The following is a 24,561-nucleotide window of genomic DNA, read 5'->3' on the forward strand; positions in this document are numbered from 1 at the left end:
TTATCTATACCTCCAAAATATTTTGCAAAGCATTTTTATAACTCCTTGGAATTGAAAATATTATTTTTTAAATCAAATCAAAACCGATATCAGTTCTGAAGTATTTTCCTTGGAAAAAGATTCTACCGGCATCGGCAGTGGCCTGTTGCAGGGCAGAAAACAGATCTTCTTCCAATGCGGTAACCGCAATCACGCGGCCGCCGGCGGTTTGCACTTCGCCATTAACCAGCTTCGTACCGGCATGAAACACGATCGACTCTTTCACGTTTTCGATATTACTGATCACCTTCCCTTGTTCATAGCTTCCCGGATAGCCGCCCGACACCAACATCACGGTGGCGGCAGTCTTTGGCGAAACGGTATACGAGCGATCCGCTAAATTACCTTGCGCTACGCCTTCCAACAAGTCAACCAAATCCGACTCAATACGCAGCAATACCGACTCCGTTTCCGGATCGCCCATGCGCACGTTGTATTCAATGACATAAGGCTCGCCTTCCACATTCATCAATCCGATAAAAATAAAGCCCTTGTAGGGGATATTATCTTTTTTCAACCCATCTACGGTTGGTTTAATAATACGCTCTTCTACCTTATCTAAGAAGGTCTGGTCGGCAAATGGCACTGGGGACACAGAACCCATACCTCCTGTATTCAATCCGGTATCACCTTCTCCAATGCGTTTATAATCTTTTGCCGAAGGCAACACTTTATGGTCTTTTCCATCGGTCAATACGAAAACCGACAGTTCAATACCTTTCAAAAACTCTTCAACCACCACCACATTGCTGGCTTCACCGAACTTTGCGTCCGAAATCATGGCTTTCAATTCCGCTTTCGCTTCCTCATAGGAATCCAGGATCAACACCCCTTTTCCTTGGGCTAAGCCGTCAGCTTTCAATACAATCGGGAGCTTTTGCGTATCCAAATACGCCAATCCCTCTTCCAGATTCGTTTTATCAAAAGAACGGAAAGCCGCCGTAGGCACTTGATGGCGAATCATAAACTCCTTGGAGAAGTCTTTCGATCCTTCCAGCTGCGCACCTTCTTGTTGTGGGCCGATAACAGCAATTCCTTTCAACTGCTCATCTGCCAGGAAATAATCATGAATACCTTTTACTAAAGGTTCCTCAGGGCCAACAACTACCATTTGAATATCGTTTGCCAATACAAACTCGCCAATCCCTTTGAAATCAGTAACCTTCAGTGGCACGTTTTCACCATATTGTCCTGTTCCGGCATTCCCCGGTGCGATGAACAATTTATCAAGTTTAGGACTTTGAGCAAGTTTATAGGCAAAGGCAGACTCTCTACCTCCAGATCCGATAATAAGAATATTCATATCGCAAAGATATTGAAGCAAATGCAAAAATTACCCCTCGAAAGCATCTTTTCTCTTTTCTTCGCTCTTTTTCTCCTCCTTACTCCCCTTTTTTCAGCGAATCAGCTACAGCGTAGAGGGAATTCGCCGCCGTTCCATCAGCTATAGAAGCCTGAGTGGCATCCACATCGCGTAAAAACCCCATATAAAGCTGTCCGATGTTGAGGTAAAAGCGATTATTTTCCGTAAATTTCGATAATTATAGCATTAACGAAACCGTATGGAATCATTCTTTAAAACACAGGTAACAGACCATATCTGTTATATCCAATTGGACCGTGGGAAATCCAATCCCATGCATTTGGAAATGATCGAAGAGCTCGCCCGTATATTGCATCAGCAAAAAGAAGACCCCAGCATTGAAGCCATTGTACTGCAAGGCAAAGAGGGATTTTTTACATCCGGACTTGATTTAATTACCCTTTTCCAATATAACGAGGCGCAGATTCAACTCTTCTGGGAGAAATTTATCGACCTGCTGTATCAGCTTGCTGCATTTCCAAAACCCAGCATCGCCGCCATTACAGGCCATAGCCCGGCCGGAGGCTGCGTGTTGGCCATCTGCTGCGACTATCGCGTGATGGCCGAGGGCGACTATATTATCGGCTTAAACGAAGTGCCTGTGGGCATTATCGTGCCCAGCAGCATCTTCGAACTCTATAGCTTCTGGATCGGGAAAGCCAGTGCCCATCGCTTCCTATTAGAAGGGAAGTTGATGCCTCCAGAGGAAGCCCTGCAAGTAGGCCTAATCGACGATATTGTGCCGTTCAACCGCATTCAAACCGCAGCAGGACGCAAGGCCAAGCATTATATGCAGTTCGAGAAAAAAGCTTGGCAGGCCACCAAACTGAACATCCGCAAGGATCTGCTGAAGAACGTTGAAGAAACCAAAGAAGCCGCCATTCAGCAAGTATTAGCACAATGGTGGGCACCTTCTACCCGTTCTATTCTACAAACCATCATTGATAACTTGACTAAAAAATAAGCTATGACTGTACAAGGCGCATTACAACCAAACGCCCTCCAAGGCAAAACCATTGTGGTAACAGGTGGAGGAACCGGCTTAGGAAAAGCCATGGCCAGCTATTTTTCAGCACTGGGAGCCAACCTGGTCATCACAAGCCGCAAGCTTCCCGTCTTGGAAGCTACCGCCAAAGAAATTCACGATAAAACAGGAAACCCCGTTTTACCCGTAGCCTGCGACATCCGCAATACCGATGAAATCCATCAGCTGCGCCTGGCCGCAGAAAAAGAATTTGGAAAGGTAGATATCCTGCTCAATAATGCGGCAGGAAATTTTATATCCCCTACCGAACGCCTCTCTGCCAATGCCTTTTCCACCATTATCGATATCGTATTAAAAGGAACAGTAAACTGCACCCTAGAATTTGGTAAAAACTGGATCGAGAAGAAACAGTCGGCCTGCGTGCTCAATATCATCACCACCTATGCCTTTACGGGCTCTGGTTATGTTGTTCCTTCCGCCATTGCCAAAGGTGGTGTCCTAACTTTGACGCGCTCCTTGGCCGTAGAATGGGGCAAATACGGCATCCGCCATAACGCCATCGCACCAGGACCTTTCCCTACCAAGGGCGCTTGGGACAGGCTATTGCCGGGCGAACTGGCCGCCAAATTCGATTTCAAAAACCGCGTGCCCTTAAAGCGTGTCGGCGACCATCAGGAACTCGCCAACCTGGCCGCCTTCCTGGTATCCGACTATGCCACCTACATCAATGGTGAAGTCATCAGCATCGATGGTGGCGAATGGCTGCAAGGTGCAGGGCAATTAAATGGCCTGGAGGCTATCCCTTCTGAAATGTGGGACGCCATAGAACAAACGATTCGCAAAAACAACGAAAAATAATGATGAAAAAAACGCTCGCAACCCTAGCCGTTTGCGCCTTGTTGTTTACGGCCTGTCATAACAGCGATAAGAAAGCAACGAGCCAAGCCGATAGCAGCAAACGGGAAGCTATAGATCAGCCCGAGGAGGTTCAACAAATTTCAGAAATCATAACCCGCTTTGTGCGGGCCTACATCAGCCAGGATAATGAAAAGCTGAATGCCCTAATCCACCCGGAATACGGCATGGCCATTATCTACCGCCCGGGCGTAGCTGATACCTTTGCCCTGATCGACAGCTTTGACTTTAAAAAGCCTGTTCCCGACTATTACGCCTACCCTAGTTTGCAGAACGACCAGGTCCTGGCCTTTGAAAAGCTCCCTAGTTTTGACTGCGGCACCGATAAATGGGATAAAACCGGCTTCTTTTGCGATACAACGGCAAACAGCCAAACACAATTGCTCCAAACGATTGTTAAGCATGAAGAGGAGTTTGAGTCGTCAAAATACGACGAATCGCAGAAAAAACGAACCGCAGACTTGGAAAATGGCAGTTACCGCGTTATCTTAGCTCAACCGGAAGAAAGCTTAATCTTCCATGTCAAACAATTTGGGAACGCATGGTATGTCACCCTGCTCGACCGAGCATACGGTGGCTGCGACGCTTAAATTATCATACACAAATTATTAGCACCTATGGGCACTTTAGATACAGAAACGCAAGCGCGTATTCAACAATGGTTAGCGCCAGAATATGATCCGGAAACGGTGGCACAAGTCCAACAACTTGTAGATAATCAAGAAGAAACAGAACTCCTGGATTCCTTTTACAAAGAATTAGAATTCGGAACCGGTGGTTTACGTGGCATTATGGGCGTAGGCTCCAACCGCATGAACAAATATACCATTGGCAAAGCCACACAAGGCCTGGCCAATTACCTCATCAAGCAATTCCCGGGGCAGGACATTAAGGTCGCGGTATCCTACGATAGCCGCAACAACTCCCAATCCTTTGGAAACCTTGTAGCCGATGTATTTTCAGCAAACGGCTTTCAGGTTTACTTATTCAAAGAATTGCGCCCAACCCCCATGCTGTCTTTTGCGGTTCGTCATTTCGGCTGCCAAGGCGGGGTCATGCTTACCGCATCCCACAACCCGAAGGAATACAATGGCTATAAAGCCTATTGGAACGATGGCGGGCAGTTAGTAGCACCACACGATAAAAATGTGATAACCGAGGTAAATGCCATCCAATCGGTAAAGGACATTAAATTTGACCGCAACGAAGCCAATATCCAATTGATCGGCGAAGACTTCGATCAAATCTATATCGATGCCAACCGCCGCTTGTCCATCCATCCGGAAGCCGTACTGGCACAGAAGGATCTTAAAATCGTCTATTCCCCTATCCATGGAACCGGTATTACCATTGTGCCAAAAATGCTGAAAGCCTGGGGCTTCGAGCAGGTGCACGTGGTGGATGAACAAGCTGAACCTAATGGCAACTTCCCGACGGTGATTTACCCCAACCCGGAAGAAGATGATGCCATGGCCATGGCGAAACAAAAAGGAGAACAACTGGATGCTGACGTGGTGATGGCAACAGACCCGGACGCCGACCGCGTAGGGGTAGCCATTAAAAACCCGGCGGGCGAATTCCAACTCATCAACGGCAACCAAATCGGAAGCTTATTGACCTATTATGTCCTTTCCTCTAAAAAGGCATTAGGCCAGCTTAAACCCAACGATTATATTGTTAAAACCATCGTTACCTCCAACCTCTTTGCGGCCATTGCCGATGCTCATCAGGTAAAATACTACGAAACCCTAACCGGCTTTAAGTATATCGGGGAAGTGATGACCCAGCTATTGGGCCAAGAGACCTATTTAGTAGGCGGAGAGGAAAGCTACGGCTACTTGGTTGGCGATTTAGTGCGCGATAAAGACGCGGTGAATGCCTGTGCCTTTATTGCCGAGATGGCAGCCTACTTTAAAAGTCAGGGAAAATCGCTCTACGACGTATTGATCCAACTCTACCTGGAGTATGGCTTCTATAAAGAAAAGCTGATTTCCCTAACCAAAAAAGGAAAAGCCGGCGCCGATGAGATTAAGCAAATGATGGCCGACCTGCGTGCAGATTTGCCAAAAACATTAGGCGCTATCGATGTGGTAGAAGTTCGCGATTATGAACTCAGCCAAGCGACCAACATGAAAACCGGCGAAAAAACAAAAATTGACCTCCCAAAATCGGATGTATTGCAGTTTATTACCACCGATGGCGATGTGATTTCAGCACGCCCATCGGGCACCGAGCCTAAAATTAAGTTCTACTGTTCGGTAAAAGAAAAGCTTTCCTTTAGCTCGGAGTATGGTCAGATTTCTAACCGCCTCGACGATAAGGTAAATACCATGATGGCCGATATAATTAAAGATTAATGCAGAAGTGGAAAGTCCTAGACTCTAAATACATCATTCAACGCCCTTGGGCAACCCTTCGGGTAGACAAACTCGAAATGTCCAATGGCCATATTAAAGAAGAATATTACGTCCTAGAATACCCCAAATGGGTAAATATGGTCGGCATTACGAAGGAGAATACCATCTTATTCGTGCGTCAATACCGCCATGGAGCCGGCGAGGTGCTGGTGGAACTGCCCGCAGGGGTGGTGGAAGAGGGCGAAGAACCGGAACTGGCCGCCCGCCGCGAACTGCTGGAAGAAACAGGATATGCCTTTCAAGATATTCAATATGTATGCACGCTGTTTGCCAATCCGGCAACCTCCGGCAACCCGACCTACACCTATATCCTGACCGGTGGCGAGAAGGTGCAAGAACAAGAGCTAGACGCTTCGGAAGATATTGAAGTGGTAGAAATGACTTTGGAAGAAGCCAAGGCCTTTTTATTAGCCAACAAAATCGGGCAGGCTTTACACAGCGCCGCACTATTCTACAGTTTTAATAAGTTAGGTTTGCTATAAGGTAAGCCTAACTTTATTCTATATCAACCTCCCTTTTCGCAATTTATTACGCTATTTTCTTACCTTTGCCGTATGGCTAGAGAAATTTATGAAACTAAGCGAAAGGCGCTTAAAATTAACCTAAACCCCGACATTTACGGAACATTTGCTGAGATTGGTGCTGGACAGGAAGTGGCGCGCAACTTCTTCGAAGCCGGGGCAGCCTCCGGAACCATTGCCAAAACCATATCGGCTTATGATATGGCCTTTTCTGACGCCATCTATGGCGTGGAAGACTCCGGACGCTACGTTAGTCGCACGCGCTTAAATAAAATGCTAGATCATGAGTTCGATCTTCTTACCGAACGCTTGCAAGGTGAAAAATATGCCAGCAAGAAGTTCTTCGCCTTCGCCGATACGGTAACCACCCTAAACTTCACCAAATCGAACGAGCCACACGGTTGGATCGGTATCCGCTTTCAACATGAAGTGGATGGCCCTACCAATGACATCGTGATTCACGTTCGCCTCTTAGATAGCGACAACCGTTTGCAAACTAAAGTATTGGGAATCCTTGGGGTTAACCTGGTATTCGCAGCCTATTACTATGCGGAAAACCCGCAGACCATGATCGAGTCTTTAGTAGACAACCTTTCCGTAGGGTCGGTAGAAATCGACCTGGTCAAAGTATCTGGTCCCCTTTTCGAGCAGGCAAACGAACGCTTGCTAAACCTCTACCTCATTGCTAAGGGATTTGCCAAGGCCGCCATCTTTAAGCCTGACGCCAAAGCTGCCCAGATTAAAGATTACCTCTACAAAAAGAACATCATTATCCTCCGCACCAAATACCGCCAGAAGTCGAACCCCAACTTCGACCTCTTTAACTTGGCCGTCGAGGAGTTCCGGAAAAATACAGGTGCCAAGGCCGAAGATACCGTGGTACTGATTGAGGTATTGATGGGGAATGTATTGGACGAAAGCTCCAGCATTACCGATGAAGACTTAATCTACTTCGCCGAAAGAGCCGAATACCTCTGCTCCACTGGCAACAACATCCTGGTATCCAACTTCCGCCGCAATAACCACCTGGCAGAGTTTGTGCAAACCTTCAAACCAAAGAACGTCGGCATTGCAACCAACGTTTCCAACTTGAAGAATATCTTCAATACCCACAACTACAACAAGGCGAACTATACCAACGAGCTGTTATCTTACATCTCTGGCATGTTCAGCAAGAACGTAAAACTATACGCTTACCCATACCTCGACAAGAAAAACGAACGCATCGTAACGACGAAAAACATGCCGGTATCCGAGGAAGCAAAACCACTATTCGACTTCTTAATCCAAAATGATTACATCATTGATATAGAAAACTACGACGAGAAATTCGTGAAGAGTATTTAAGGGAGGTGCTATTGAAGTGCTGTTGAAGTGCTGTCATCGTGAGCGGAGTCGAACGACTGGTACGTCAGTACAATCAATCATACCTATAACACTTATTAACAGCGTTTTCCCCACACATCAATGTGAGGCGTCATCGTAAGCTTTCATAGCGAAGGGGCAAAATACCTGTCATAACACCTGACAATCAATAAGATAGCGTTTGTTAATTGTACTGACGTACCAGTCGTTCGTGGTTCGTGGTTCGACTCCGCTCACCATGACAGGGCGATGACAACACCTCCCGCAAAACTTCCTTCTTCCTTCCTCCCCCCTTACAAATACTTCTTAAATATCGCGTACAATACCCGCAGCTCTTGCTCGTTCAATGTCGCTACATTCGGGTTTTCCTGAATATAATGATACTTAAACCCTTTAATAGCGGCATCGAGGTTTTTCACATCGAAGCCAATAATGCGCAGGGCCAGTTTCACATCGAAGCCTAGCGGCACTTCCTCTAGCGGTTCATCATACCAATAGCCGAAGCCTTGATCGGCTAAGGTTTTCCAGGGAAAGCGTGAGGGGTCATTTTTACGCGTTGGCGCGTAATCCATATGGCCGATAAAATTAGCCTGCGGAATGTTATAGGTCTTTTTTAAATAGCTTAACAGCTGCACGAGCGCCTGTACCTGCACTTCTGGCCAAGGGTCTGTGGTGCCGTTATTATCCAATTCGATACCGATGGACGAAGAATTCAGGTCGGTGTCATTTCCCCATTTGCCGGCTCCGGCATGGTGCGCCCGGAAATAATCGTTTACCATCTGTACAATCTTGCCATCACGAGAAATCACATAATGCGAGCTTACCCCCACCTTTTGGTTATGGAAGGTACGCACGGTTTGCTCTAGCGAGGTCTGCGCGGTATGGTGAATCATCACATAATTAGGCTTGCGTATGCCAAAATTCGTTGAGGCAATCCATTCCTTCTGTTGGGATGCAATGGCTGCAAGCTGCCCTTCCACAGGGGCTTCCTTATAGATTTCGGAAAACTCCTTAGCCTTCTTCTTGTATACTTTCTCAGTTGCTGCGTATTTTCCACCAGCACAAGAGCTTATTAATGCCGCTAACAGGACATAGCTCCACACATTTCTTACCATAGTTCTTTCTTAAGCCACAGCCTTAAAGCTTATCCACCACAAATTCAGGACGCTCTACCCCGGGTTCCAGCTCGATCAGCTGAAAATTGCGGAATTCCATTTTCGCGCCTTCCGCTTCCAGGCAGATGTATCCTTTTCTTTTGGAGGCTAAGCGAATGCTGTTTACAAATTTACCATTTATCGCCAATTTAACCGTACCATCGATGCAAACAACGGTATACTTATTCCATTGGCCAACCCCTAAGCAGCGGTTTTCAACCGATTTACTGCGCGTACCACGCGGGTTATCAGGGGATGCCGTCATCCCGCCGGCGCCAAATAATTCACCATGCACATAGGCTATCGGAGGCAATTCGCCATTCTTCTTATTCTGATTCACCCAATCTAACTCCAACATCTGCACCTCCATGCCCATGGGTAAATCCGCATTTCCAGGCACCGCATCCGACCAGACAAAAACGCCAGAGTTGCCCCCCTTTTCCAAATGGCGCCATTCCACATGGATGATAAAGTTTTCATACATCTTCTCCGAGCGGATCACACCAATGGGCTTGCCATGATTCAACAAGACCTTCCCCTTGGGCTCCCAGGTTGCCCTGGAGGTGTTCACATCGATCCATTGAATGGGTTTGCCTTTGGTTTTCCCCGTCAATATAGCCTCGTCGAAGCTCTTCTCTACCCCGAAGGTAAAGAGCTTTTCTTGCGCCTGAAGCCCGGCCAAAGAGATGCCGTACAACATTAAAGCCCAAATAAATTGTATTGTCTTTTTCATGGTCTAGGAATTATAAATGTAAGATAAGGATTTCAGGGGAAAGTAAAGGGTTTAAGGACAAGATGTAGTAATGGTGGGTTGTTAAACTCTGGTACTAATGATATGTTTTTGCAAAATGCTGTTCGTGGGGTGTTTAAATGTAGCGCATTGCACTGACGTACCAGTCGTTCGTGGTTCGTGGTTCGACTCCGCTCACCATGACAAATTGATGACAAATCGATAGCAAAACGATGACAGCTCTCGATGACCATACGGTCTAAATACTAACTACTAAATACTATGCCCCCCCCTTTCTCTCCCCTTTCTCACCCGTATCAATCCCCATTGCAAAGGGGAATGCAAGGGCAGAATAATGGGCTAGGAAAAGTTAGGAAAAAAGAAAAACCAAAGCCAAAACTTAACCATGCTTAAAAAAGCTTAAAGCCAAAAAAAGCCCTCCGATTGGAGGGCTTTCCTGACCAGCAAAGGTCTATTATCTCATATCTCAGCTCTCAAATCTAATTACGCCTCTGCGTAAGCTTCAATTGGAGGGCATGAGCAGATTAAGGTTCTATCGCCTTGTGAGTCGTTTACACGACCTACAGAAGGCCAGAACTTATTAATTTTCAAATATTCTACTGGATAAGCAGCAATCTGACGAGAGTACGGTCTATCCCAATCATCGCCGGTTACTACGCGTGCCGTGTGTGGCGCGTGTTTCAGCACGTTTTCTTTCTGATCTACTTCGCCATTCTCTACCGCTGCAATTTCCTTACGGATTGCGATTAAGGCTTCGCAGAAACGATCTAATTCTGGTTTAGACTCCGACTCGGTAGGCTCTACCATTAAGGTTCCGGCCACTGGGAAAGAAACGGTTGGTGCGTGGAAACCGTAGTCCATTAAGCGTTTTGCAATATCCGCCACTTCGATACCTACGTTTTTGAAGGCACGACAATCTAAAATCATCTCGTGCGCACAACGTCCGTTAGCACCAGCATACAATACCGGGTAGTGCGACTCTAAGCGTGCTTTAATGTAGTTTGCGTTTAAGATGGCCATTTTGGTTGCTTCGGTCAATCCATCTCCGCCCATCATAGCGATGTAGGCATGCGAGATTACCAAGATCGATGCCGAGCCGAAAGGCGCGGCAGAAACCGCAGAAATACCTTCTTCACCTGATACCTCAATTACTTCGTGGTTTGGCAAGAAAGGCACCAAATGTTTCGCCACCCCGATTGGACCCATACCTGGGCCACCACCACCGTGAGGGATACAGAAGGTTTTATGTAAGTTTAAGTGACATACGTCGGCACCGATAAAGCCCGGGCTGGTTAAGCCAACCTGTGCGTTCATGTTTGCACCGTCCATATACACCTGACCACCATTTTCATGGATAATCGAACAGATTTCAATTATAGGCTCCTCAAACACCCCGTGGGTAGAAGGATAAGTAACCATTAAAGAGTTTAAGTTTGCCGCATGCTCGGTTGCTTTCGCTCTTAAATCTTCCACGTCAATATTTCCGCGCTCGTCACATTTAACCACCACTACTTTTAAGCCGGCCATGGAGGCAGAAGCAGGGTTGGTACCATGCGCAGAGGCAGGGATTAAACAGATATCACGATTATAGTCGCCACGGCTATGGTGGTAAGCACGGATAACCATTAAACCGGCATATTCACCTTGCGCACCAGAGTTTGGCTGGAACGACATTTTTGCAAATCCGGTAATTTCGCTCAACCAATCGTTTAATTCATTGATCAATAGCATATAGCCTGTGGTTTGATCGGCCGGAGCAAAAGGATGCAAGCCACCGAAACGAGCCCAAGTTACAGGCACCATTTCTGTTGTTGCGTTCAGCTTCATGGTACATGATCCTAACGGAATCATGGAGTGGCATAAGGATAAATCTTTAGCCTCTAATGATTTGATGTAACGCAGCATTTCGCTTTCTGAATGGTAGCTATTGAACACCGGGTGGGTTAAGTAATCGGAACTACGTTCTAATTCTTCCGGAATGGCTGTACCTAAGTTCTTTTCAACCGTGCTGAAATCTACATCGTTTAAGGTTTTGCCTTTGATTTTAGCAAATACTTTAACGATGGTTTGGATATCGGCTACCGTAGTTGTTTCATCAATAGAAATACCTACGCTACCCTCGCTATAGTAGAAGTTTACTTCATGATTTAGGGCTTCAGATTTTAAAGCACCCAATTCTTCCGCTACTTCAAAACGTAAGGTATCGAAGTAATTCGCATTCACTTGCTTATAGCCTAACGTCTGAATGGCTTTATCGGCTAGTTTGGTTAAGTCGTGGATGCGGGAAGCGATATTTTTAATGCCTTTAGGGCCGTGGTATACGGCGTAGAAAGACGCCATAATAGCCAATAAGGCTTGTGCAGTACAGATATTAGAAGAAGCTTTATCGCGACGGATGTGCTGCTCACGAGTTTGTAAAGCCATACGTAAAGCATACTCGCCATTGGCATCGGAAGTAACCCCGATGATACGGCCTGGGATGTTACGTTTGTAACTGTCTTTCGTAGCAAAGAAAGCTGCGTGAGGACCACCAAAGCCCATCGGTACGCCAAAACGTTGGGAGTTACCTACCACAACATCGGCTCCCCACTCACCCGGAGGCGTCAATAAGGCTAAAGCCATTAAATCGGAAGCCACACAGATGGTGATATTTTTGTCGTGCGCGTAAGCTGTGAAGTTTTTATAATCTGCCAAGGAACCATCTGCAGCTGGGTATTGAATGAAGGCCGCAAACACATCATCCGTCAATTGATCAACGGTTAAATCGGCTACACGGATTTCAACACCAAAAGGAACGGCTCTGGTTTGTAATACATCTAAGGTTTGCGGGTATACATTCGGCGTTACTAAAAACACCTGCGCCTCTTTGTTTTTGCGCGTACTGTATAACATAAACATGGCTTCTGCTGCGGCAGTAGCTTCATCTAATAAAGAAGCATTGGCCACTTCCAATCCGGTTAGGTCGGAAACCATGGTTTGGAAGTTTAACAAGGCTTGCAAACGGCCTTGTGCAATTTCGGCTTGGTAAGGCGTATATTGCGTATACCATCCTGGATTTTCAAACACATTACGTTGAATAACTCCTGGAAGGATAACATCGAAATAGCCTTGACCGATATAGGATTTAAATACCTTGTTCTTTTCGGCAATCTGAGCGACTTTTTCGAGATAAGCAACCTCGCTTAACGCTGCAGGAAGCTTTAAGGCTTCTTTTTTGCGGATTTGAGCCGGTACAGTTTGTTCGATCAGTTCATCTACAGAGCTTACGCCCAGGACGGTTAACATGTCCTCTACTTGCGAAGCATTAGGACCATTGTGGCGATCCTGGAATTTCTCTTGGTAATTTATGTTACTCATTTTACGGATGGATTGCAAAATTTATATTGTTTAATGCGCTGTATGCCATCTTCTTTCTGCGAACACGCATTGAGAATTTTGGATGTGCAAAGATACGCTTTTTACAGCTAATTTTTAGGGTACCCTCTAGGCCAACAACAATTATTAACACAACAATCGATTGCTCAATTTTTTATAAAAAAATCAAGGGAATTGTCAAAATTTTTCAAATAAAACAGGGAGTCCTCGGAATAAATACTAATCCTAAAATTGAAATGTTAAAACATAATCTTGTAAAAAATTTAAAGTACCCATCGGATATTTCCCTTATTAGGATAATTTGACCTTGTAGGATTGTTAAAAAATCAAGCAATCATAATTTTTATTTCATTTTCAGTAGCAAAAAGGGGCATAATCTATCTAGTTGATAGTATTCGCAGAGCTACAATTAATTATTCACAATAATTTTTTCCCTCTGAATTAAAAGGGATTTCTTTGGTATTTTAGAACCAAATCAAAAAGACTTAAATTGAATGCTCACGCTAAATGTTAAAAACGAAACAGGTAAATTATTAGCCGTTATCTTAGGGACCGCCGAAAGCAATGGCCCTACCCCTACTGCCGAAGAGGCCTACGACCCCAAATCGCTAGCCCATATTCTGGACGGCAGCTACCCCACGGAAGCTGATATGCGCCAGGAAATGGCTCAGTTTAAAACCGTATTGGAACGCTACGGCGTAAAGGTATACCGACCGACTATTATTCCGGAGGTAAACCAGATTTTTACCCGCGACATTGGTTTTGTGATTGATGATTATTTTGTGAAATCGAATATCTTACCCGACCGCGCACAAGAATGGTCGGCCATTCAATACCTCATCAAGGACATCGATCCGGAAAAGGTTATTATGGCGCCCGATGAAGTGCATATGGAAGGCGGCGATGTGATTTTATGGAACGATTATATATTTGTTGGCACCTACCTAGGTGCTGACTACAGCTCGTTTAATACTGCCCGCACCAACCGCTTGGGCATTGCTTTTATTCAAGAACATTTCCCGCACAAGAAGGTGGTCGCCTTCGACCTGATTAAATCCATGACTGACGCCCGTGCAAATGCCCTGCATTTAGACTGTTGTTTTCAGCCTATTGGACAGAATAAAGCCATTATCTATCCGGGAGGCTTTAGAAACCCGGATGATGTAGCTTATTTAAGAGACTTGTTCGGTTCGGAGAACCTCTTCGAAATAACCGCGGAAGAGATGTACCAAATGTTCTCGAATGTATTTTCAATCAGTGAACAGGTCATCGTCAGCGAGCGGCAATTTACACGCCTGAACGATTGGCTTCGTGCTACCGGATTTACGGTGGAAGAAATCGCATACCACGAGATCGGGAAGCAAGAAGGCTTGCTCCGATGCTCTACATTACCCCTATTACGCAATTAATATGCAAACGACAGATACCATTTTATTGGTGCGACCAAAACAGTTCAGAAGAAATGAACAAACCGCCGTTAACAATTATTTCCAAGGCAAGGAAGACCAAAACAGCGCACTAAAATATACCGCCATCGAGGAGTTTGACAACTTCGTGGCGCTCTTGAATTATGCCGGTGTACAAACTGTGGTGTTGCAAGATGAGGGCACTTATGACACGCCGGATAGCATTTTCCCGAATAATGTTATTTCCTTCCACGGCGATACCGCCATTCTATATCCTATGTTTGCTGAAAACAGACGCCGTGAAAGGCAACTGAATCACTTAGCAGCCTTGGAAAAGCTAGACATTCATTACAAACACATCATCGATTATACGGCGCAAGAAGACCAATCGAAATTCTTGGAGGGAACCGGGGTATTGATTCTGGACCGGGTAAACAAAATTGCGTATTGTTCGATTTCCGACCGCGCCCATGAAGATTTGCTGCAGCAGTTCTGCGACGAGCAGAGCTATACGGCAGTTCCCTTTCATGCGGTACAACAGGTGCAAGGAATAGCTTTACCCATTTACCATACCAATGTGATGATGTCGGTGGGCACGAACTTTTGTTTAATCTGTTGGGATTGCATCCCGGACTTGCTGGAGCGTAAAAAACTAGAACAGCAATTTGCCCGTACGCAAAAGGAAGTGATTCCCATTTCCATAGAGCAGATGAATCAGTTTGCCGGCAATATCCTAGAGGTAAAGAACAAATCGGGCCTACCCTTTATTTGTATGAGTACGCAGGCTTTTGATAGCTTAACCGAAATACAGAAGAAAACCCTGGAAAAATATGGGCTTATTCTTCATTCTTCGCTATATAGCATTGAGAAATACGGCGGCGGAAGTGCCCGCTGCATGATGGCTGAGGTCTTTCTTTCAGCTTAAACGAAAGAGGCCCTGTTTTTACAAGGCCTCTTTCGTTTAAAAACTATCTTTGGCAATTTCTCTGCGCACGCGGCTTAAGCTTTCCGGGGTGATGCCCAGGTAAGAGGCGATCATCCATTGGGGTACCCGCAATAATAATTGGGGATACATGGCCACGAATTCCAGGTACCTCTCCTTGGCCGACATGGCTAAGAGGGAATTGATGCGCCTTTGTAGGAAATGGATATTGCGCTGTAGGGCGGTTTCGGTAAAGCAGGTAAAATCATAATTGATTTTGCCGGCTTCTTCTAAAAAGGCCGGTTGGATAAACACTACGGTAGAAGGCTCCAACGCCTTGATATAATAGGTGGACGGCTCGTTAAAGTACATGCTGGAACGATCCATCAGCAGCCAATTTTCGGGGGCAAACTGCATGATATGCTCCCCTCCTTTTTCATCCAGGGAAAACAATTGCAACAGGCCCTTTTCCACAAAGAGAATGTGCTTGCACACCTCTCCGGCCCGCATAATAAGCTGGTTATGGTCTATCTCTCGGAAATCAAAGTAGGACGCGAGTTTTTCAAAATCCGCGATGGTCAAGCCTGTTTTTCCCGAATAATACTGATAAAAGTTTGTTTGAAGCAATAGTTCCGTTGTCATGATCAGTACAAGATACTAAATTTAAAGGCCAAAGGTTGGAAGTTTTTCAACAGCTCCTCAATCAATTCATCGCCGTATTTAAGATAGAGCACGGCGAAGTTCTCCGTTCGCTCCTGCAAGCCTCCATTCGGGAATAACTTGTCCTTTAAGCGCTCAATTTGGATTAAGGCATCTTCATGGTTTCGCTTTTCAGCCTTCAATAGCTTTTTCTCCAAATTGTGAATAGCCTTTTTAAGCCTCGCTTTTACCGCATCGGTACTTGGCCCTAAGCTCGGGTCTATTTTATGCGCACGGAGCTTTATTTTGCCGAAGATGGCATTCAGCTCCATCCATTCATCCTGCAGGTTCAAGCGATGCTTGGTTTGCCGGCGCACGTACTCATTCTTCAAGGTTTGGATAGGCTTAAAGATGCTTTTGAAGGTAAGGTCTAATCGGAAGATTTTGCTGGCGATATTATCTTCGGTAATCAAGGCTGAGTTCCGGGGTACTAAGATTGGAAACGGCGTTTTATACTGTTCGAAATTAGCTTTCAATTGCAGCCAGTAGACGATTTCTGCACCGCCACCAATATAGGCCAGGTTCGGCAGGATAACTTCCTGATATAAGGGGCGCATCACCACATTCGGGCTAAAGCGCTCCGGGTGTTGTTTCATTTCTTTGCGCAGCTCCTCCTCGGTAAAAAACAAGTCCTGATGCAACACTTCAAAGCGTCCATCTTCCGTGCGTACAATACGCTCGCGGAAGGAATCCGTCAGGTAGAAGAAATTGATCTCTCTGGCATGAACCTGTGCTGCATAGCCCAACTCTTCTAAGGATTTGGAGGTTGCTTCTATGGCCTTAAAGCTGTTTTCGGTCAGGATATCCTGCTCCATTATCGGTGCAAATAGCTTTTTAAGCACCGGAGAATCGGCATCGACAATCACTAAACCATAGGCCCTAAACAAGGAGTTGACAAATACACGCGTAGCATCTGCGAGGTTCCAGTTCTTCGAGTAGGCCTCATGCACCAGTTCGGTAAGCTTGCTGGCATTGTCTGACAGGCCAAAGGTATTGCAATATTGCTTCACCACGGCCTCCATACTGCTGGTATCCATCCTACCCGTTCCTGAAATACCATCGGTATCCCACGAGATTTTCTTGCCGAAAACACGGGTATGGTTTATTTCTGCAAAGTCATGGTCCTCGGTGGCCATCCAGTATACCGGCACGAATTCCTCTTCGGGAAAAGCTTCCTTGAGGTCGCGCGCCAGCTTAATAGCGGTCACAATTTTAAAAATAAAATACAGCGGGCCGGTAAAGATATTGAGTTGATGTCCGGTGGTAACGGTATAGCAATTGGCGCCTAACAGTCGTTCCAGGTTTTGGGCAACTTCAGGTGACTCTTTTAAAAGATCGCCATACTGCGCCCGCAGCTGCTCTACTAATACTTCACGATGGGAAAATTTCTTCTTGGCTTCGATTTGTTTTCGAAAGCCGGCCATGTTGGGGAAATTGCCGTAGAATGAAGCCAAATCTGGCTGTTGCGCCAGATAGGCTATTAATGTTTTGGAAAAACTACCGGTATCACTGTAGTCTATATATGTGGCTTTCATTGACCTCCTGTCTAATGCTTCAAATGTATAGTAAAGAAGTATACAAATTACAAAAAATTAACAGAACAGGGTTTATTTGCCGGATAGAAATGTTTATTTGACAATAGATCCATACAAATCAAAGTCCTCGGCACGGTCTACTTTGACCTGCACGAAGTCGCCGATACGGGCATAGTCTGTTTTCGCATTCAAGACCACCTCGTTGTCAACCTCTGGGGAATCGTATTCGGTACGACCGATAAAATAATCACCATCTACACGGTCTACCAATACTTTAAAGGTTTCACCAACCTTCGTTTGGTTGATATCGTAAGATATCCCCTGCTGCACCTCCATAATCTGATCCACACGGTCTTGTTTTACCTCTTCCGGCACATTGTCCTCCAGGCTATGGGCATGCGTTTTCTCTTCATGCGAATAGGTAAAGCAGCCTAAGCGATCAAAACGGGTTTCTTCTACCCATTCCAGCATCTCTTGGAAGTCTTGTTCCGTTTCTCCGGGATAACCACAAATTAGGGTGGTTCTCAAAGCGATATCAGGCACTTTATCGCGAATCTTATTCACTAAGTCGATTTGCTTTTGTTTGCTGGTACCGCGACGCATAGAGGTTAACATCGAATCAGAGATATGTTGTAAAGGCATATCGAGGTAATTACAGATGTTGGAGCGCTCGTTCATCGCATCCAGGATATCCATGGGGAATCCGGAAGGATAAGCATATTGCAAACGGATCCATTCGATACCATCTACGTCTGATAAATGACGCAAAAGATCGGATAGGTTTCGCTTGCCGTAGATGTCAAGACCGTAATAAGTAAGATCTTGGGCAATTAAAATCAATTCTTTGGTGCCATTGGAGGCTAGGAATTTCGCCTCTTTGACCAAATCGTCAATGGATTTGGACACGTGCTTACCGCGCATCAAAGGGATGGCACAGAAAGAACAAGGACGGTTACAACCCTCGGCAATTTTAAAATACGAAAAATGAGATGGAGTCGTCAATAAACGCTCGCCAAGGAGCTCGTGACGGTAATCAGCACCGATATTCGCTAATAGATCGGGAAGGTCGTTCGTCCCGAAAAAAGCATCCACATTCGGGATTTCAGCTTCCAATTCGGGTTTATAGCGCTCGGATAAACAGCCGGTCACAATAACCTTATTTACCTTACCCTGATCCTTCAGCTCGGAAAACTGTAGAATCGTATCTATAGATTCTTGCTTGGCATTATCAATAAATCCGCAGGTATTAATGACCACAATATCATTGGCCTGTATGTTGCTCGCTTCGTGTACAACCTCCATTTGGTTGCCCTTCAGCTGACCCATTAAAACCTCACTATCGTGGATGTTTTTTGAACACCCTAGGGTCACCACATTGACACGGGGTTTGGTCAATACAGGCGTTGTTTTTGCGTATTTTGTCTTCATATAAATGGGTAGACTACTGGAAGAGCGAGTCTACGAAGTCTTTTTTGTTAAATAACTGTAAATCACCAATCTTCTCTCCCACTCCAATGTATTTTACAGGAATTTTGAATTGATCGGAAATCCCGATTACCACCCCACCTTTGGCTGTACCATCTAGTTTTGTCAATGCTAAAGCATTCACATCGGTTGCCTGGGTAAATTGGGTGGCCTGTTCAATGGCATTCTGCCCCGTAGAGGCATCCAATACCAATAAGATCTCATGCGGCGCATCAGGAATTACCTTCTGCATCACATTCTTGATCTTGGTAAGCTCGTTCATCAAGCCTACTTTATTGTGTAAACGACCAGCCGTATCGATAATAGCCACATCATCGCCATTGGCAACGGCTGATTTCACCGTGTCAAAAGCCACAGAAGCTGGATCGGAGCCCATCGGCTGTGCCACAACGCGCACACCTACACGGTCTCCCCACAATTGAATCTGGTCTACAGCTGCCGCACGGAAGGTATCCGCAGCGCCTAATACCACCTTATTCCCTGCCTCTTTTAACTGATGGGCCAGTTTCCCTATCGTCGTCGTCTTCCCTACGCCATTCACGCCAACCACCATGATTACATAGGGTTTGCGATTGCCGTATTCAAAGTTCTCAAAATCATTGCTGTTGTTTTCCGCCAAAAGGCCTTGGATCTCATCCTTCAACAAGCGATTTAAATCGTCGGTAGTGACGTATTTATCCTCGGCAACCCGTTTCTGTATGCGGTCAACAATCTTTAAAGTCGTTGTTACGCCTACATCGGAGGTCACTAAAACCTCCTCCAGGTTGTCTAATACATCGTCATCAATGGTTGATTTTCCAACCACCGCTTTGGTAATTTTAGCAAAAAAACCTTCTTTAGTCTTCTCCAAACCCTTGTTTAAGGCTTCCTGCGACTCCGGTGTTTCTTGTTTCTTTTTAAAAAAATCGAATAATCCCATGATGATATGGCTTGATAAATGCGTAGATTTCGCTCAAATATACTGAAATCGGAAATACTAAAAAAGCCCTTTTGGAATACCAAAACGGCTGTTTAAAAGATTTTTAAAGAAAAACTTTAAAAAAAAGGAATATCTTACTGCTTATTTAGTAGCTGCAGCAACAACGTCTTTTACTTTGTCGTTGTGTACCATACTTTCTTTAAAAGTATAGGCTCCAGTTTTTGCAGATTTTGTTGTGATAATCACTTTGGTAAATTCTTTACCACCACCTTTTTGTAGTGATGCTACTGCTTTCTTTGCCATGGTATGCTATTTTATAGGCTCCGCAGAACCCGAGTTAATTACTTAATTTCTTTATGAACGGTTACTTTTCTCAACACAGGGTTGAATTTCTTCAACTCTAAACGCTCTGTTGTGTTTTTCTTGTTCTTAGTGGTGATATAGCGAGACATTCCCGGAAGACCACTTTCTTTGTGTTCAGTACACTCTAAGATTACTTGTACTCTATTTCCCTTTTTTGCCATTGTTTTACTTTATTTATACCCTCACGGGTGAATTTCATGATTCTTATTATTGTTGATACAACAGGCGCCTATCTATTAAATATGACCTTTTTTGATAAACTTATCAATTGCTGCTGTAATACCGTTTTTGTTGATGGTTTTGATTGCTGAAGTAGAAACTTTCAACGTAATCCAACGATCTTCTTCAGGAATGTAAAAACGTTTGGTCTGTAAATTAGGATAGAATTTACGTTTAGTTTTAACGTTCGAGTGCGATACGTTATTTCCCTTTAATGCCGTCTTGCCTGTTAAATCACAAATTCTTGACATGATATTCGATTTTTATTGTTGTCTTAATTTAAAAAAACGTTCCTTTAGAAACGAGTGTGCAAATATCTATATTTCTTTTCGGAAATACAATACTATAACATGAATTATTTTTAAAATAATCGTGGAGTAGGGAAGAAGTCAGCAAAAATACTGTATTTTGCAGGAGAATTTGTTGCCCGTGCGACAGAATAGTTTTCAACAATTCACAATGAACAGGTATCTATTACAAGGAATCATCTTATTAATTGCAGGTGTGATCTGTATTTTCTTTGGCTATACGTTAATGGAAAACCAAAACAACCTCTATAAGCTGCTCATGATTGCCGGCGTGTTGCTCATAGGGATAGGCGTGGTTTCCATTATGTATCGATTATTTCGTAAAATCGATAGAAACAGCTTGTTAGACGACAGAAATAAGCGGCAGGATCCTTAACGATGTTACAACAAACCAAGGGCATTACCCTTAAGGTAACCAATTACTCAGAAAGTAGTGTGGTGGTGCAGATCTATACCGAACAGCTGGGTTTGCAATCTTACCTCATTAATGGGGCGCGAAAGCCGAAGGCCAAGATTTCCGTAAATATGCTGCAGCCCTTCCATTTGCTAGACCTTGTTGTTTATCAAAAAGAAAACAACGCGCTGCAACGTATTAAGGAGGCACAGCATACGCCGGTATTGAAAACAATCCCTTTGGATATCGTGAAAAGCTCCATCGCGTTGTTCCTCAATGAGGTCTTATATAAGGTGCTGCGGCATCAATCTCAGGACCGGCATTTATTTCAGTTTTTAGAGCATGCAATTATCTGGTTGGATGAGGCTGAAGACGGCCTCGCCAATTACCACCTGATCTTCTTATTAAAGCTTAGCCATTACCTAGGATTCAAACCCGCGATCAGCAAAGATCCCTACTTCGACTTAGTGGAAGGGCGCTTCAGTAAGCAGCTGCCGGCCCACGTTTATACGCTGCAAGAACCTTACAGCAGCTACCTGCGAGATCTGGCAAATTCATCCTTTTCAGATTGTAACAACGTAAGACTCAAGCGAGAGGATAGGAGCTACCTGCTCCAAAAGCTAGTGGATTATTACCGCTTGCATACCGAGAACTTTGGAGAGTTAAATTCTCTCTATATCCTGGAAGAAATATTTAGTTAATATAAAGCAAACAAAAAGCCCATTGTAAGTTAACAATGGGCTTTTACACAATAAATATATATTGAATCTATTCTCTTAGATAAGCTTTACATTTACCGCGTTAAGGCCTTTGCGACCTTGCTCAACTTCGTAAGAAACTTCGTCTTTCTCACGAATTTTGTCAATTAATCCTGATACGTGAACGAAAATTTCGCTCTCGCCTGAATTTGGAATTATGAAGCCGAAACCTTTAGCTTCATTAAAGAATTTTACTACTCCTTGTTGCATGTTATTAATTTATTATTTCTTAAAGGTATCAAATATTTTCTAAATAAAAACTAAATATTAGCATAATATCATTAAACAATTTCATTAAAAACTTGTCTATGCAATATAAGTTTGGACGGAAATTTGTCAGGACAAAAGTATTAAATGGTTATTATGAAAAAATTAGTATCACTTATCGCACTTATTGCCTTGGTGCTATCAGCACAGGCGCAAAACGCAACTATGGACAACACAAGAAGAGTAGCAACTCGTGGCTTTGCCGAAAGGGAGGTAACTCCAGATATCATCTATCTTTCCATCTCCCTAAAGGAATATTACCAAGATGGAAACAGCAAGAAAAAGGTAGCCATTGATGCCTTGGAAAAACAACTTTTTGATGCCGCTATGAAATACGGCGTGAAGAAGGAAGATTTTACCATACAGAACATCTACAGCTACAATACCGAGCGCAAGAAAAAGAACAATGAGCTGCTACAGTCTCGTCAATACCGGCTAAAAGTTACCGATTTGAAGAATCTGAACGCCATGATGGACGAGGTTGATGCTCAAGGCTTACAAAGCACCAATATCTCTGGATACGATCATACCCAGAAAAAGGCCATTGAGAAGGAATTGAAAACTGCAGCCGTTAAAGATGCACGCATCAATGCAGAAATCTTAGCAGCCGCAGATGGCGGAAATGTGGGCAAAGCCATCATGATTAATGATAACAGCAGCTTAAACTGGAACGACATTATGCCGCAGCCTCGCGCCTATGCCATGAAAACAGCGACCTTAGAATCCGATAACATGGCTGCTGGCAATGGCCTGGATATCGATATCCGCCCAATTAAACTGACCTGCAACATTGATGCAGTGTTTGAATTAAAATAAACATGGAAAACCGATACAGCTCTAAATTAGGAGAAATCGATAAAGATTTTATTTGGGTAAAACGACTATCTGTTTTAATGGATAGTCGTTTTCGTATTGGCAACTTCCGCTTTGGATTAGACCCCATCTTGAACCTAATCCCTTTTGCCGGACAGATTGCCACCTTCATCATCTCCCTAATTCTGGTTACTGTGATGTACAGAAACGGCGCTAGCGGTCAATTAGCTTTAAAAATGCTATGGAATGTGAGCTGGGATGCCATCCTTGGAGCGATTCCTTTTCTAGGTAATATCTTCGACTTTTTTAATAAAGCCAACGAGAAGAACATCAAACTCCTCCAAGAACATTATTATGAAAATAAGCACCAGGGCTCTGGGAAAAACATCATCATTTTAATGATTGCCGTCCTAGCCATCGTGATAACCGGCCTCCTCTATGGCCTATATGCCTTAAGCATTTGGCTATTTAATCTTATGTTCTAACCGAATTCTCTTACTTTTGTAGCTATGAGCAAAACCCGCATATTCGCCTTAGTAGCCCTTGCGATCTTATTGACAGCTGTTTTCACCAATCCTTCCAAGGAAAAGATTAACGACGAGTTGCGCGAAAGGGCCAAGGTTATCTTACAAAAACAACTCAATTACGAGCATAAAGATGCTGTAGAATTTGGCATGATGCTCTTTGGCAATCAGGTGGTCGATGAGTTTATCAATACCTATGTGCATACCAAAAACTACTACTTGTTTTCCCTCTGTGAAATCAACTGGAACGGAGAGAAGGTGACAGTAGGAGGAGGGGCCTTTACGAAGGTATGGATCAGTTCGAAGCTCGATGAGAAAGCCGATTTGTTGATCAAATCTTTGAAGAAATAAGCATGCTGGAAATTCTTTACGAAGATGATGATCTAATTGCCATCAATAAACCGCATGGCTTATTGGTACATCGCTCTTCCATTGCTGCTGATACTTCCGAATTTGCCTTACAGCTCCTTCGCGATCAGATTGGCAAAACCGTCTATCCGGCGCATCGCTTAGACCGCAAAACCGCTGGTATTCTTTTATTCTCCTTGACGAAGGAAATGGACTCCGCCATTCAGCAAGCTTTCGCCAACAACCAGATGGCCAAGAGCTACCTGGCGGTATTACGTGGCTATGCCCCGCAAGAAGGCAGCATAGATTATGCCCTCAAAAAAGAGAATGGCACCCTACAAGATGCTTTAACTCACTATCAAACCCTACAGCATACCGAAATCGACCTGCCCTTCGGCAAGTTCCCGACTTCGCGTTATTCCTTAGTGAAGGCCAATCCGCAAACCGGACGCATGCATCAGCTGCGCCGCCACTTTGCCCATATCCTGCATCCCATCCTCGGCGACAGACCCCATGGCTGCAATAAGCAAAATAAGCTCTGGAAAGAAACCTTCACTATGGATACCCTGTTGCTGCATGCTTCCAACCTGCAATTCACGCATCCACGTACGCAAAAGCAAGTTAACATTCAGGCGGGCCTGCAACCGGAGTTCCTGCGCGCTTTGGGTATCCTACAGCTGCACAATCCCCTGACGGCAGTGTAATCGTTTGTTCAA

Annotated in this window: 26 protein-coding genes; 14 read left to right on the forward strand and 12 right to left on the reverse strand. The window is 44.6% G+C overall.

What is annotated here, in order from left to right; translation table 11 throughout:
* Positions 1-67: 67 nt before the first annotated feature.
* Positions 68-1,342, reverse strand: coding sequence for a phosphoribosylamine--glycine ligase (gene purD / locus GQF63_RS13915; protein WP_160369854.1), 1,275 nt, complete (start codon positions 1,340-1,342; stop codon positions 68-70).
* Between the two features lie 259 nt (positions 1,343-1,601).
* Here purD and GQF63_RS13920 point away from each other — a divergent pair, with 259 nt between their 5' ends.
* From GQF63_RS13920 to GQF63_RS13945, 6 genes are all read left to right on the forward strand, one after another.
* Positions 1,602-2,366, forward strand: a complete 765-nt coding sequence (locus tag GQF63_RS13920) for an enoyl-CoA hydratase/isomerase family protein (RefSeq protein WP_160369855.1) — start codon at positions 1,602-1,604, stop codon at positions 2,364-2,366.
* 3 nt (positions 2,367-2,369) lie between these two features.
* Positions 2,370-3,245, forward strand: a complete 876-nt coding sequence (locus tag GQF63_RS13925; RefSeq protein ID WP_160369856.1) for an SDR family oxidoreductase — start codon at positions 2,370-2,372, stop codon at positions 3,243-3,245.
* The gene (locus GQF63_RS13930) at positions 3,245-3,892 is read left to right on the forward strand and encodes a hypothetical protein (RefSeq protein ID WP_160369857.1); all 648 of its coding nucleotides are present in this window, start codon (positions 3,245-3,247) and stop codon (positions 3,890-3,892) included. Before GQF63_RS13925 ends, GQF63_RS13930 begins: the two co-directional genes overlap by 1 nt.
* 27 nt (positions 3,893-3,919) lie before the next feature.
* On the forward strand, positions 3,920-5,659 hold the full coding sequence (locus tag GQF63_RS13935; RefSeq protein WP_160369858.1) for a phospho-sugar mutase: 1,740 nt from the start codon (positions 3,920-3,922) through the stop codon (positions 5,657-5,659).
* Positions 5,659-6,201 (forward strand): NUDIX hydrolase, encoded by a 543-nt coding sequence (locus tag GQF63_RS13940; protein ID WP_160369859.1) that lies wholly within the window; start codon positions 5,659-5,661, stop codon positions 6,199-6,201. Before GQF63_RS13935 ends, GQF63_RS13940 begins: the two co-directional genes overlap by 1 nt.
* Positions 6,202-6,273: 72 nt before the next feature.
* Positions 6,274-7,587 carry a nicotinamide mononucleotide adenylyltransferase gene (locus GQF63_RS13945; protein ID WP_160369860.1) on the forward strand — a complete coding sequence of 438 codons (1,314 nt, stop codon included), beginning with the start codon at positions 6,274-6,276 and terminating at the stop codon, positions 7,585-7,587.
* 311 nt (positions 7,588-7,898) lie between these two features.
* On the opposite strand, the gene GQF63_RS13950 is transcribed toward GQF63_RS13945, so the two are convergent.
* The 3 genes from GQF63_RS13950 to gcvP all read right to left on the reverse strand — a co-directional run bounded on the left by GQF63_RS13950 (position 7,899) and on the right by gcvP (position 12,867).
* Positions 7,899-8,720, reverse strand: a complete 822-nt coding sequence (locus GQF63_RS13950; RefSeq protein ID WP_160369861.1) for an N-acetylmuramoyl-L-alanine amidase — start codon at positions 8,718-8,720, stop codon at positions 7,899-7,901.
* A 22-nt stretch (positions 8,721-8,742) separates the two neighbouring features.
* A complete protein-coding gene (locus GQF63_RS13955) occupies positions 8,743-9,492 on the reverse strand; it encodes a 3-keto-disaccharide hydrolase (RefSeq protein ID WP_160369862.1) in 750 nt (249 codons plus the stop codon).
* A 501-nt stretch (positions 9,493-9,993) separates the two neighbouring features.
* Positions 9,994-12,867 (reverse strand): aminomethyl-transferring glycine dehydrogenase, encoded by a 2,874-nt coding sequence (gene gcvP, locus GQF63_RS13960; protein ID WP_160369863.1) that lies wholly within the window; start codon positions 12,865-12,867, stop codon positions 9,994-9,996.
* A gap of 512 nt (positions 12,868-13,379) precedes the next feature.
* Here gcvP and GQF63_RS13965 point away from each other — a divergent pair.
* Positions 13,380-14,294, forward strand: a complete 915-nt coding sequence (locus GQF63_RS13965; protein ID WP_160369864.1) for a dimethylarginine dimethylaminohydrolase family protein — start codon at positions 13,380-13,382, stop codon at positions 14,292-14,294.
* 1 nt (position 14,295) lies between these two features.
* On the forward strand, positions 14,296-15,216 hold the full coding sequence (gene ctlX, locus GQF63_RS13970) for a citrulline utilization hydrolase CtlX (protein WP_160369865.1): 921 nt from the start codon (positions 14,296-14,298) through the stop codon (positions 15,214-15,216).
* Between the two features lie 36 nt (positions 15,217-15,252).
* Here the strand turns inward: ctlX and GQF63_RS13975 are convergent, their stop codons facing one another.
* The 7 genes from GQF63_RS13975 to rpmB all read right to left on the reverse strand — a co-directional run bounded on the left by GQF63_RS13975 (position 15,253) and on the right by rpmB (position 20,684).
* Entirely contained in the window at positions 15,253-15,855 is a 603-nt protein-coding gene (locus GQF63_RS13975; RefSeq protein WP_160369866.1) for a Crp/Fnr family transcriptional regulator, read from the reverse strand.
* 2 nt (positions 15,856-15,857) lie between these two features.
* A complete protein-coding gene (gene bshC, locus GQF63_RS13980; RefSeq protein WP_160369867.1) occupies positions 15,858-17,447 on the reverse strand; it encodes a bacillithiol biosynthesis cysteine-adding enzyme BshC in 1,590 nt (529 codons plus the stop codon).
* Between the two features lie 93 nt (positions 17,448-17,540).
* On the reverse strand, positions 17,541-18,875 hold the full coding sequence (gene rimO, locus GQF63_RS13985) for a 30S ribosomal protein S12 methylthiotransferase RimO (RefSeq protein WP_160369868.1): 1,335 nt from the start codon (positions 18,873-18,875) through the stop codon (positions 17,541-17,543).
* A gap of 13 nt (positions 18,876-18,888) precedes the next feature.
* Positions 18,889-19,851, reverse strand: coding sequence for a signal recognition particle-docking protein FtsY (ftsY, locus tag GQF63_RS13990; RefSeq protein ID WP_160369869.1), 963 nt, complete (start codon positions 19,849-19,851; stop codon positions 18,889-18,891).
* Positions 19,852-19,992: 141 nt separating this feature from the next.
* Entirely contained in the window at positions 19,993-20,154 is a 162-nt protein-coding gene (locus tag GQF63_RS13995; RefSeq protein ID WP_160369870.1) for a DUF4295 domain-containing protein, read from the reverse strand.
* A gap of 38 nt (positions 20,155-20,192) precedes the next feature.
* A complete protein-coding gene (gene rpmG / locus GQF63_RS14000; protein ID WP_002998409.1) occupies positions 20,193-20,375 on the reverse strand; it encodes a 50S ribosomal protein L33 in 183 nt (60 codons plus the stop codon).
* A gap of 75 nt (positions 20,376-20,450) precedes the next feature.
* Positions 20,451-20,684, reverse strand: coding sequence for a 50S ribosomal protein L28 (rpmB, locus tag GQF63_RS14005; RefSeq protein ID WP_093100019.1), 234 nt, complete (start codon positions 20,682-20,684; stop codon positions 20,451-20,453).
* A gap of 208 nt (positions 20,685-20,892) precedes the next feature.
* Between rpmB and GQF63_RS14010 the strand changes: the two genes are divergently transcribed.
* Together GQF63_RS14010 and recO are read left to right on the forward strand one after the other, a co-directional pair.
* Positions 20,893-21,117 (forward strand): hypothetical protein, encoded by a 225-nt coding sequence (locus GQF63_RS14010; RefSeq protein WP_160369871.1) that lies wholly within the window; start codon positions 20,893-20,895, stop codon positions 21,115-21,117.
* A 2-nt stretch (positions 21,118-21,119) separates the two neighbouring features.
* Positions 21,120-21,836 (forward strand): DNA repair protein RecO, encoded by a 717-nt coding sequence (gene recO, locus GQF63_RS14015; RefSeq protein WP_160369872.1) that lies wholly within the window; start codon positions 21,120-21,122, stop codon positions 21,834-21,836.
* A 75-nt stretch (positions 21,837-21,911) separates the two neighbouring features.
* Here recO and GQF63_RS14020 read toward each other — a convergent pair whose 3' ends face one another.
* Positions 21,912-22,103, reverse strand: coding sequence for a cold-shock protein (locus GQF63_RS14020; protein WP_149524232.1), 192 nt, complete (start codon positions 22,101-22,103; stop codon positions 21,912-21,914).
* A 153-nt stretch (positions 22,104-22,256) separates the two neighbouring features.
* Here GQF63_RS14020 and GQF63_RS14025 point away from each other — a divergent pair, with 153 nt between their 5' ends.
* Genes GQF63_RS14025 through GQF63_RS14040 form a run of 4 tightly spaced genes read left to right on the forward strand, consistent with a single transcriptional unit; the run spans position 22,257 to position 24,549 of the window.
* A complete protein-coding gene (locus GQF63_RS14025; RefSeq protein ID WP_246163540.1) occupies positions 22,257-22,976 on the forward strand; it encodes an SIMPL domain-containing protein in 720 nt (239 codons plus the stop codon).
* A gap of 2 nt (positions 22,977-22,978) precedes the next feature.
* Positions 22,979-23,458: a DUF4112 domain-containing protein gene (locus GQF63_RS14030; RefSeq protein ID WP_160369873.1), complete on the forward strand. Its 480-nt coding sequence runs from the start codon at positions 22,979-22,981 to the stop codon at positions 23,456-23,458.
* 24 nt (positions 23,459-23,482) lie between these two features.
* A complete protein-coding gene (locus tag GQF63_RS14035; protein WP_160369874.1) occupies positions 23,483-23,848 on the forward strand; it encodes a hypothetical protein in 366 nt (121 codons plus the stop codon).
* Between the two features lie 2 nt (positions 23,849-23,850).
* Entirely contained in the window at positions 23,851-24,549 is a 699-nt protein-coding gene (locus tag GQF63_RS14040) for a pseudouridine synthase (RefSeq protein WP_160369875.1), read from the forward strand.
* Positions 24,550-24,561 lie beyond the last annotated feature (12 nt).

This window comes from Sphingobacterium humi (assembly GCF_009768885.1).
GTDB classification, from domain to species: Bacteria; Bacteroidota; Bacteroidia; order Sphingobacteriales; family Sphingobacteriaceae; genus Sphingobacterium; species Sphingobacterium humi.

Coding starts and splice junctions, on each gene's coding strand:
- purD (WP_160369854.1), bottom strand. CDS start 1,342: ATGAATATTCTTATTATCGGATCTGGAGGTAGAGAGTCTGCCTTTGCC.
- GQF63_RS13920 (WP_160369855.1), top strand. CDS start 1,602: ATGGAATCATTCTTTAAAACACAGGTAACAGACCATATCTGTTATATC.
- GQF63_RS13925 (WP_160369856.1), top strand. CDS start 2,370: ATGACTGTACAAGGCGCATTACAACCAAACGCCCTCCAAGGCAAAACC.
- GQF63_RS13930 (WP_160369857.1), top strand. CDS start 3,245: ATGATGAAAAAAACGCTCGCAACCCTAGCCGTTTGCGCCTTGTTGTTT.
- GQF63_RS13935 (WP_160369858.1), top strand. CDS start 3,920: ATGGGCACTTTAGATACAGAAACGCAAGCGCGTATTCAACAATGGTTA.
- GQF63_RS13940 (WP_160369859.1), top strand. CDS start 5,659: ATGCAGAAGTGGAAAGTCCTAGACTCTAAATACATCATTCAACGCCCT.
- GQF63_RS13945 (WP_160369860.1), top strand. CDS start 6,274: ATGGCTAGAGAAATTTATGAAACTAAGCGAAAGGCGCTTAAAATTAAC.
- GQF63_RS13950 (WP_160369861.1), bottom strand. CDS start 8,720: ATGGTAAGAAATGTGTGGAGCTATGTCCTGTTAGCGGCATTAATAAGC.
- GQF63_RS13955 (WP_160369862.1), bottom strand. CDS start 9,492: ATGAAAAAGACAATACAATTTATTTGGGCTTTAATGTTGTACGGCATC.
- gcvP (WP_160369863.1), bottom strand. CDS start 12,867: ATGAGTAACATAAATTACCAAGAGAAATTCCAGGATCGCCACAATGGT.
- GQF63_RS13965 (WP_160369864.1), top strand. CDS start 13,380: ATGCTCACGCTAAATGTTAAAAACGAAACAGGTAAATTATTAGCCGTT.
- ctlX (WP_160369865.1), top strand. CDS start 14,296: ATGCAAACGACAGATACCATTTTATTGGTGCGACCAAAACAGTTCAGA.
- GQF63_RS13975 (WP_160369866.1), bottom strand. CDS start 15,855: ATGACAACGGAACTATTGCTTCAAACAAACTTTTATCAGTATTATTCG.
- bshC (WP_160369867.1), bottom strand. CDS start 17,447: ATGAAAGCCACATATATAGACTACAGTGATACCGGTAGTTTTTCCAAA.
- rimO (WP_160369868.1), bottom strand. CDS start 18,875: ATGAAGACAAAATACGCAAAAACAACGCCTGTATTGACCAAACCCCGT.
- ftsY (WP_160369869.1), bottom strand. CDS start 19,851: ATGGGATTATTCGATTTTTTTAAAAAGAAACAAGAAACACCGGAGTCG.
- GQF63_RS13995 (WP_160369870.1), bottom strand. CDS start 20,154: ATGGCAAAGAAAGCAGTAGCATCACTACAAAAAGGTGGTGGTAAAGAA.
- rpmG (WP_002998409.1), bottom strand. CDS start 20,375: ATGGCAAAAAAGGGAAATAGAGTACAAGTAATCTTAGAGTGTACTGAA.
- rpmB (WP_093100019.1), bottom strand. CDS start 20,684: ATGTCAAGAATTTGTGATTTAACAGGCAAGACGGCATTAAAGGGAAAT.
- GQF63_RS14010 (WP_160369871.1), top strand. CDS start 20,893: ATGAACAGGTATCTATTACAAGGAATCATCTTATTAATTGCAGGTGTG.
- recO (WP_160369872.1), top strand. CDS start 21,120: ATGTTACAACAAACCAAGGGCATTACCCTTAAGGTAACCAATTACTCA.
- GQF63_RS14020 (WP_149524232.1), bottom strand. CDS start 22,103: ATGCAACAAGGAGTAGTAAAATTCTTTAATGAAGCTAAAGGTTTCGGC.
- GQF63_RS14025 (WP_246163540.1), top strand. CDS start 22,257: ATGAAAAAATTAGTATCACTTATCGCACTTATTGCCTTGGTGCTATCA.
- GQF63_RS14030 (WP_160369873.1), top strand. CDS start 22,979: ATGGAAAACCGATACAGCTCTAAATTAGGAGAAATCGATAAAGATTTT.
- GQF63_RS14035 (WP_160369874.1), top strand. CDS start 23,483: ATGAGCAAAACCCGCATATTCGCCTTAGTAGCCCTTGCGATCTTATTG.
- GQF63_RS14040 (WP_160369875.1), top strand. CDS start 23,851: ATGCTGGAAATTCTTTACGAAGATGATGATCTAATTGCCATCAATAAA.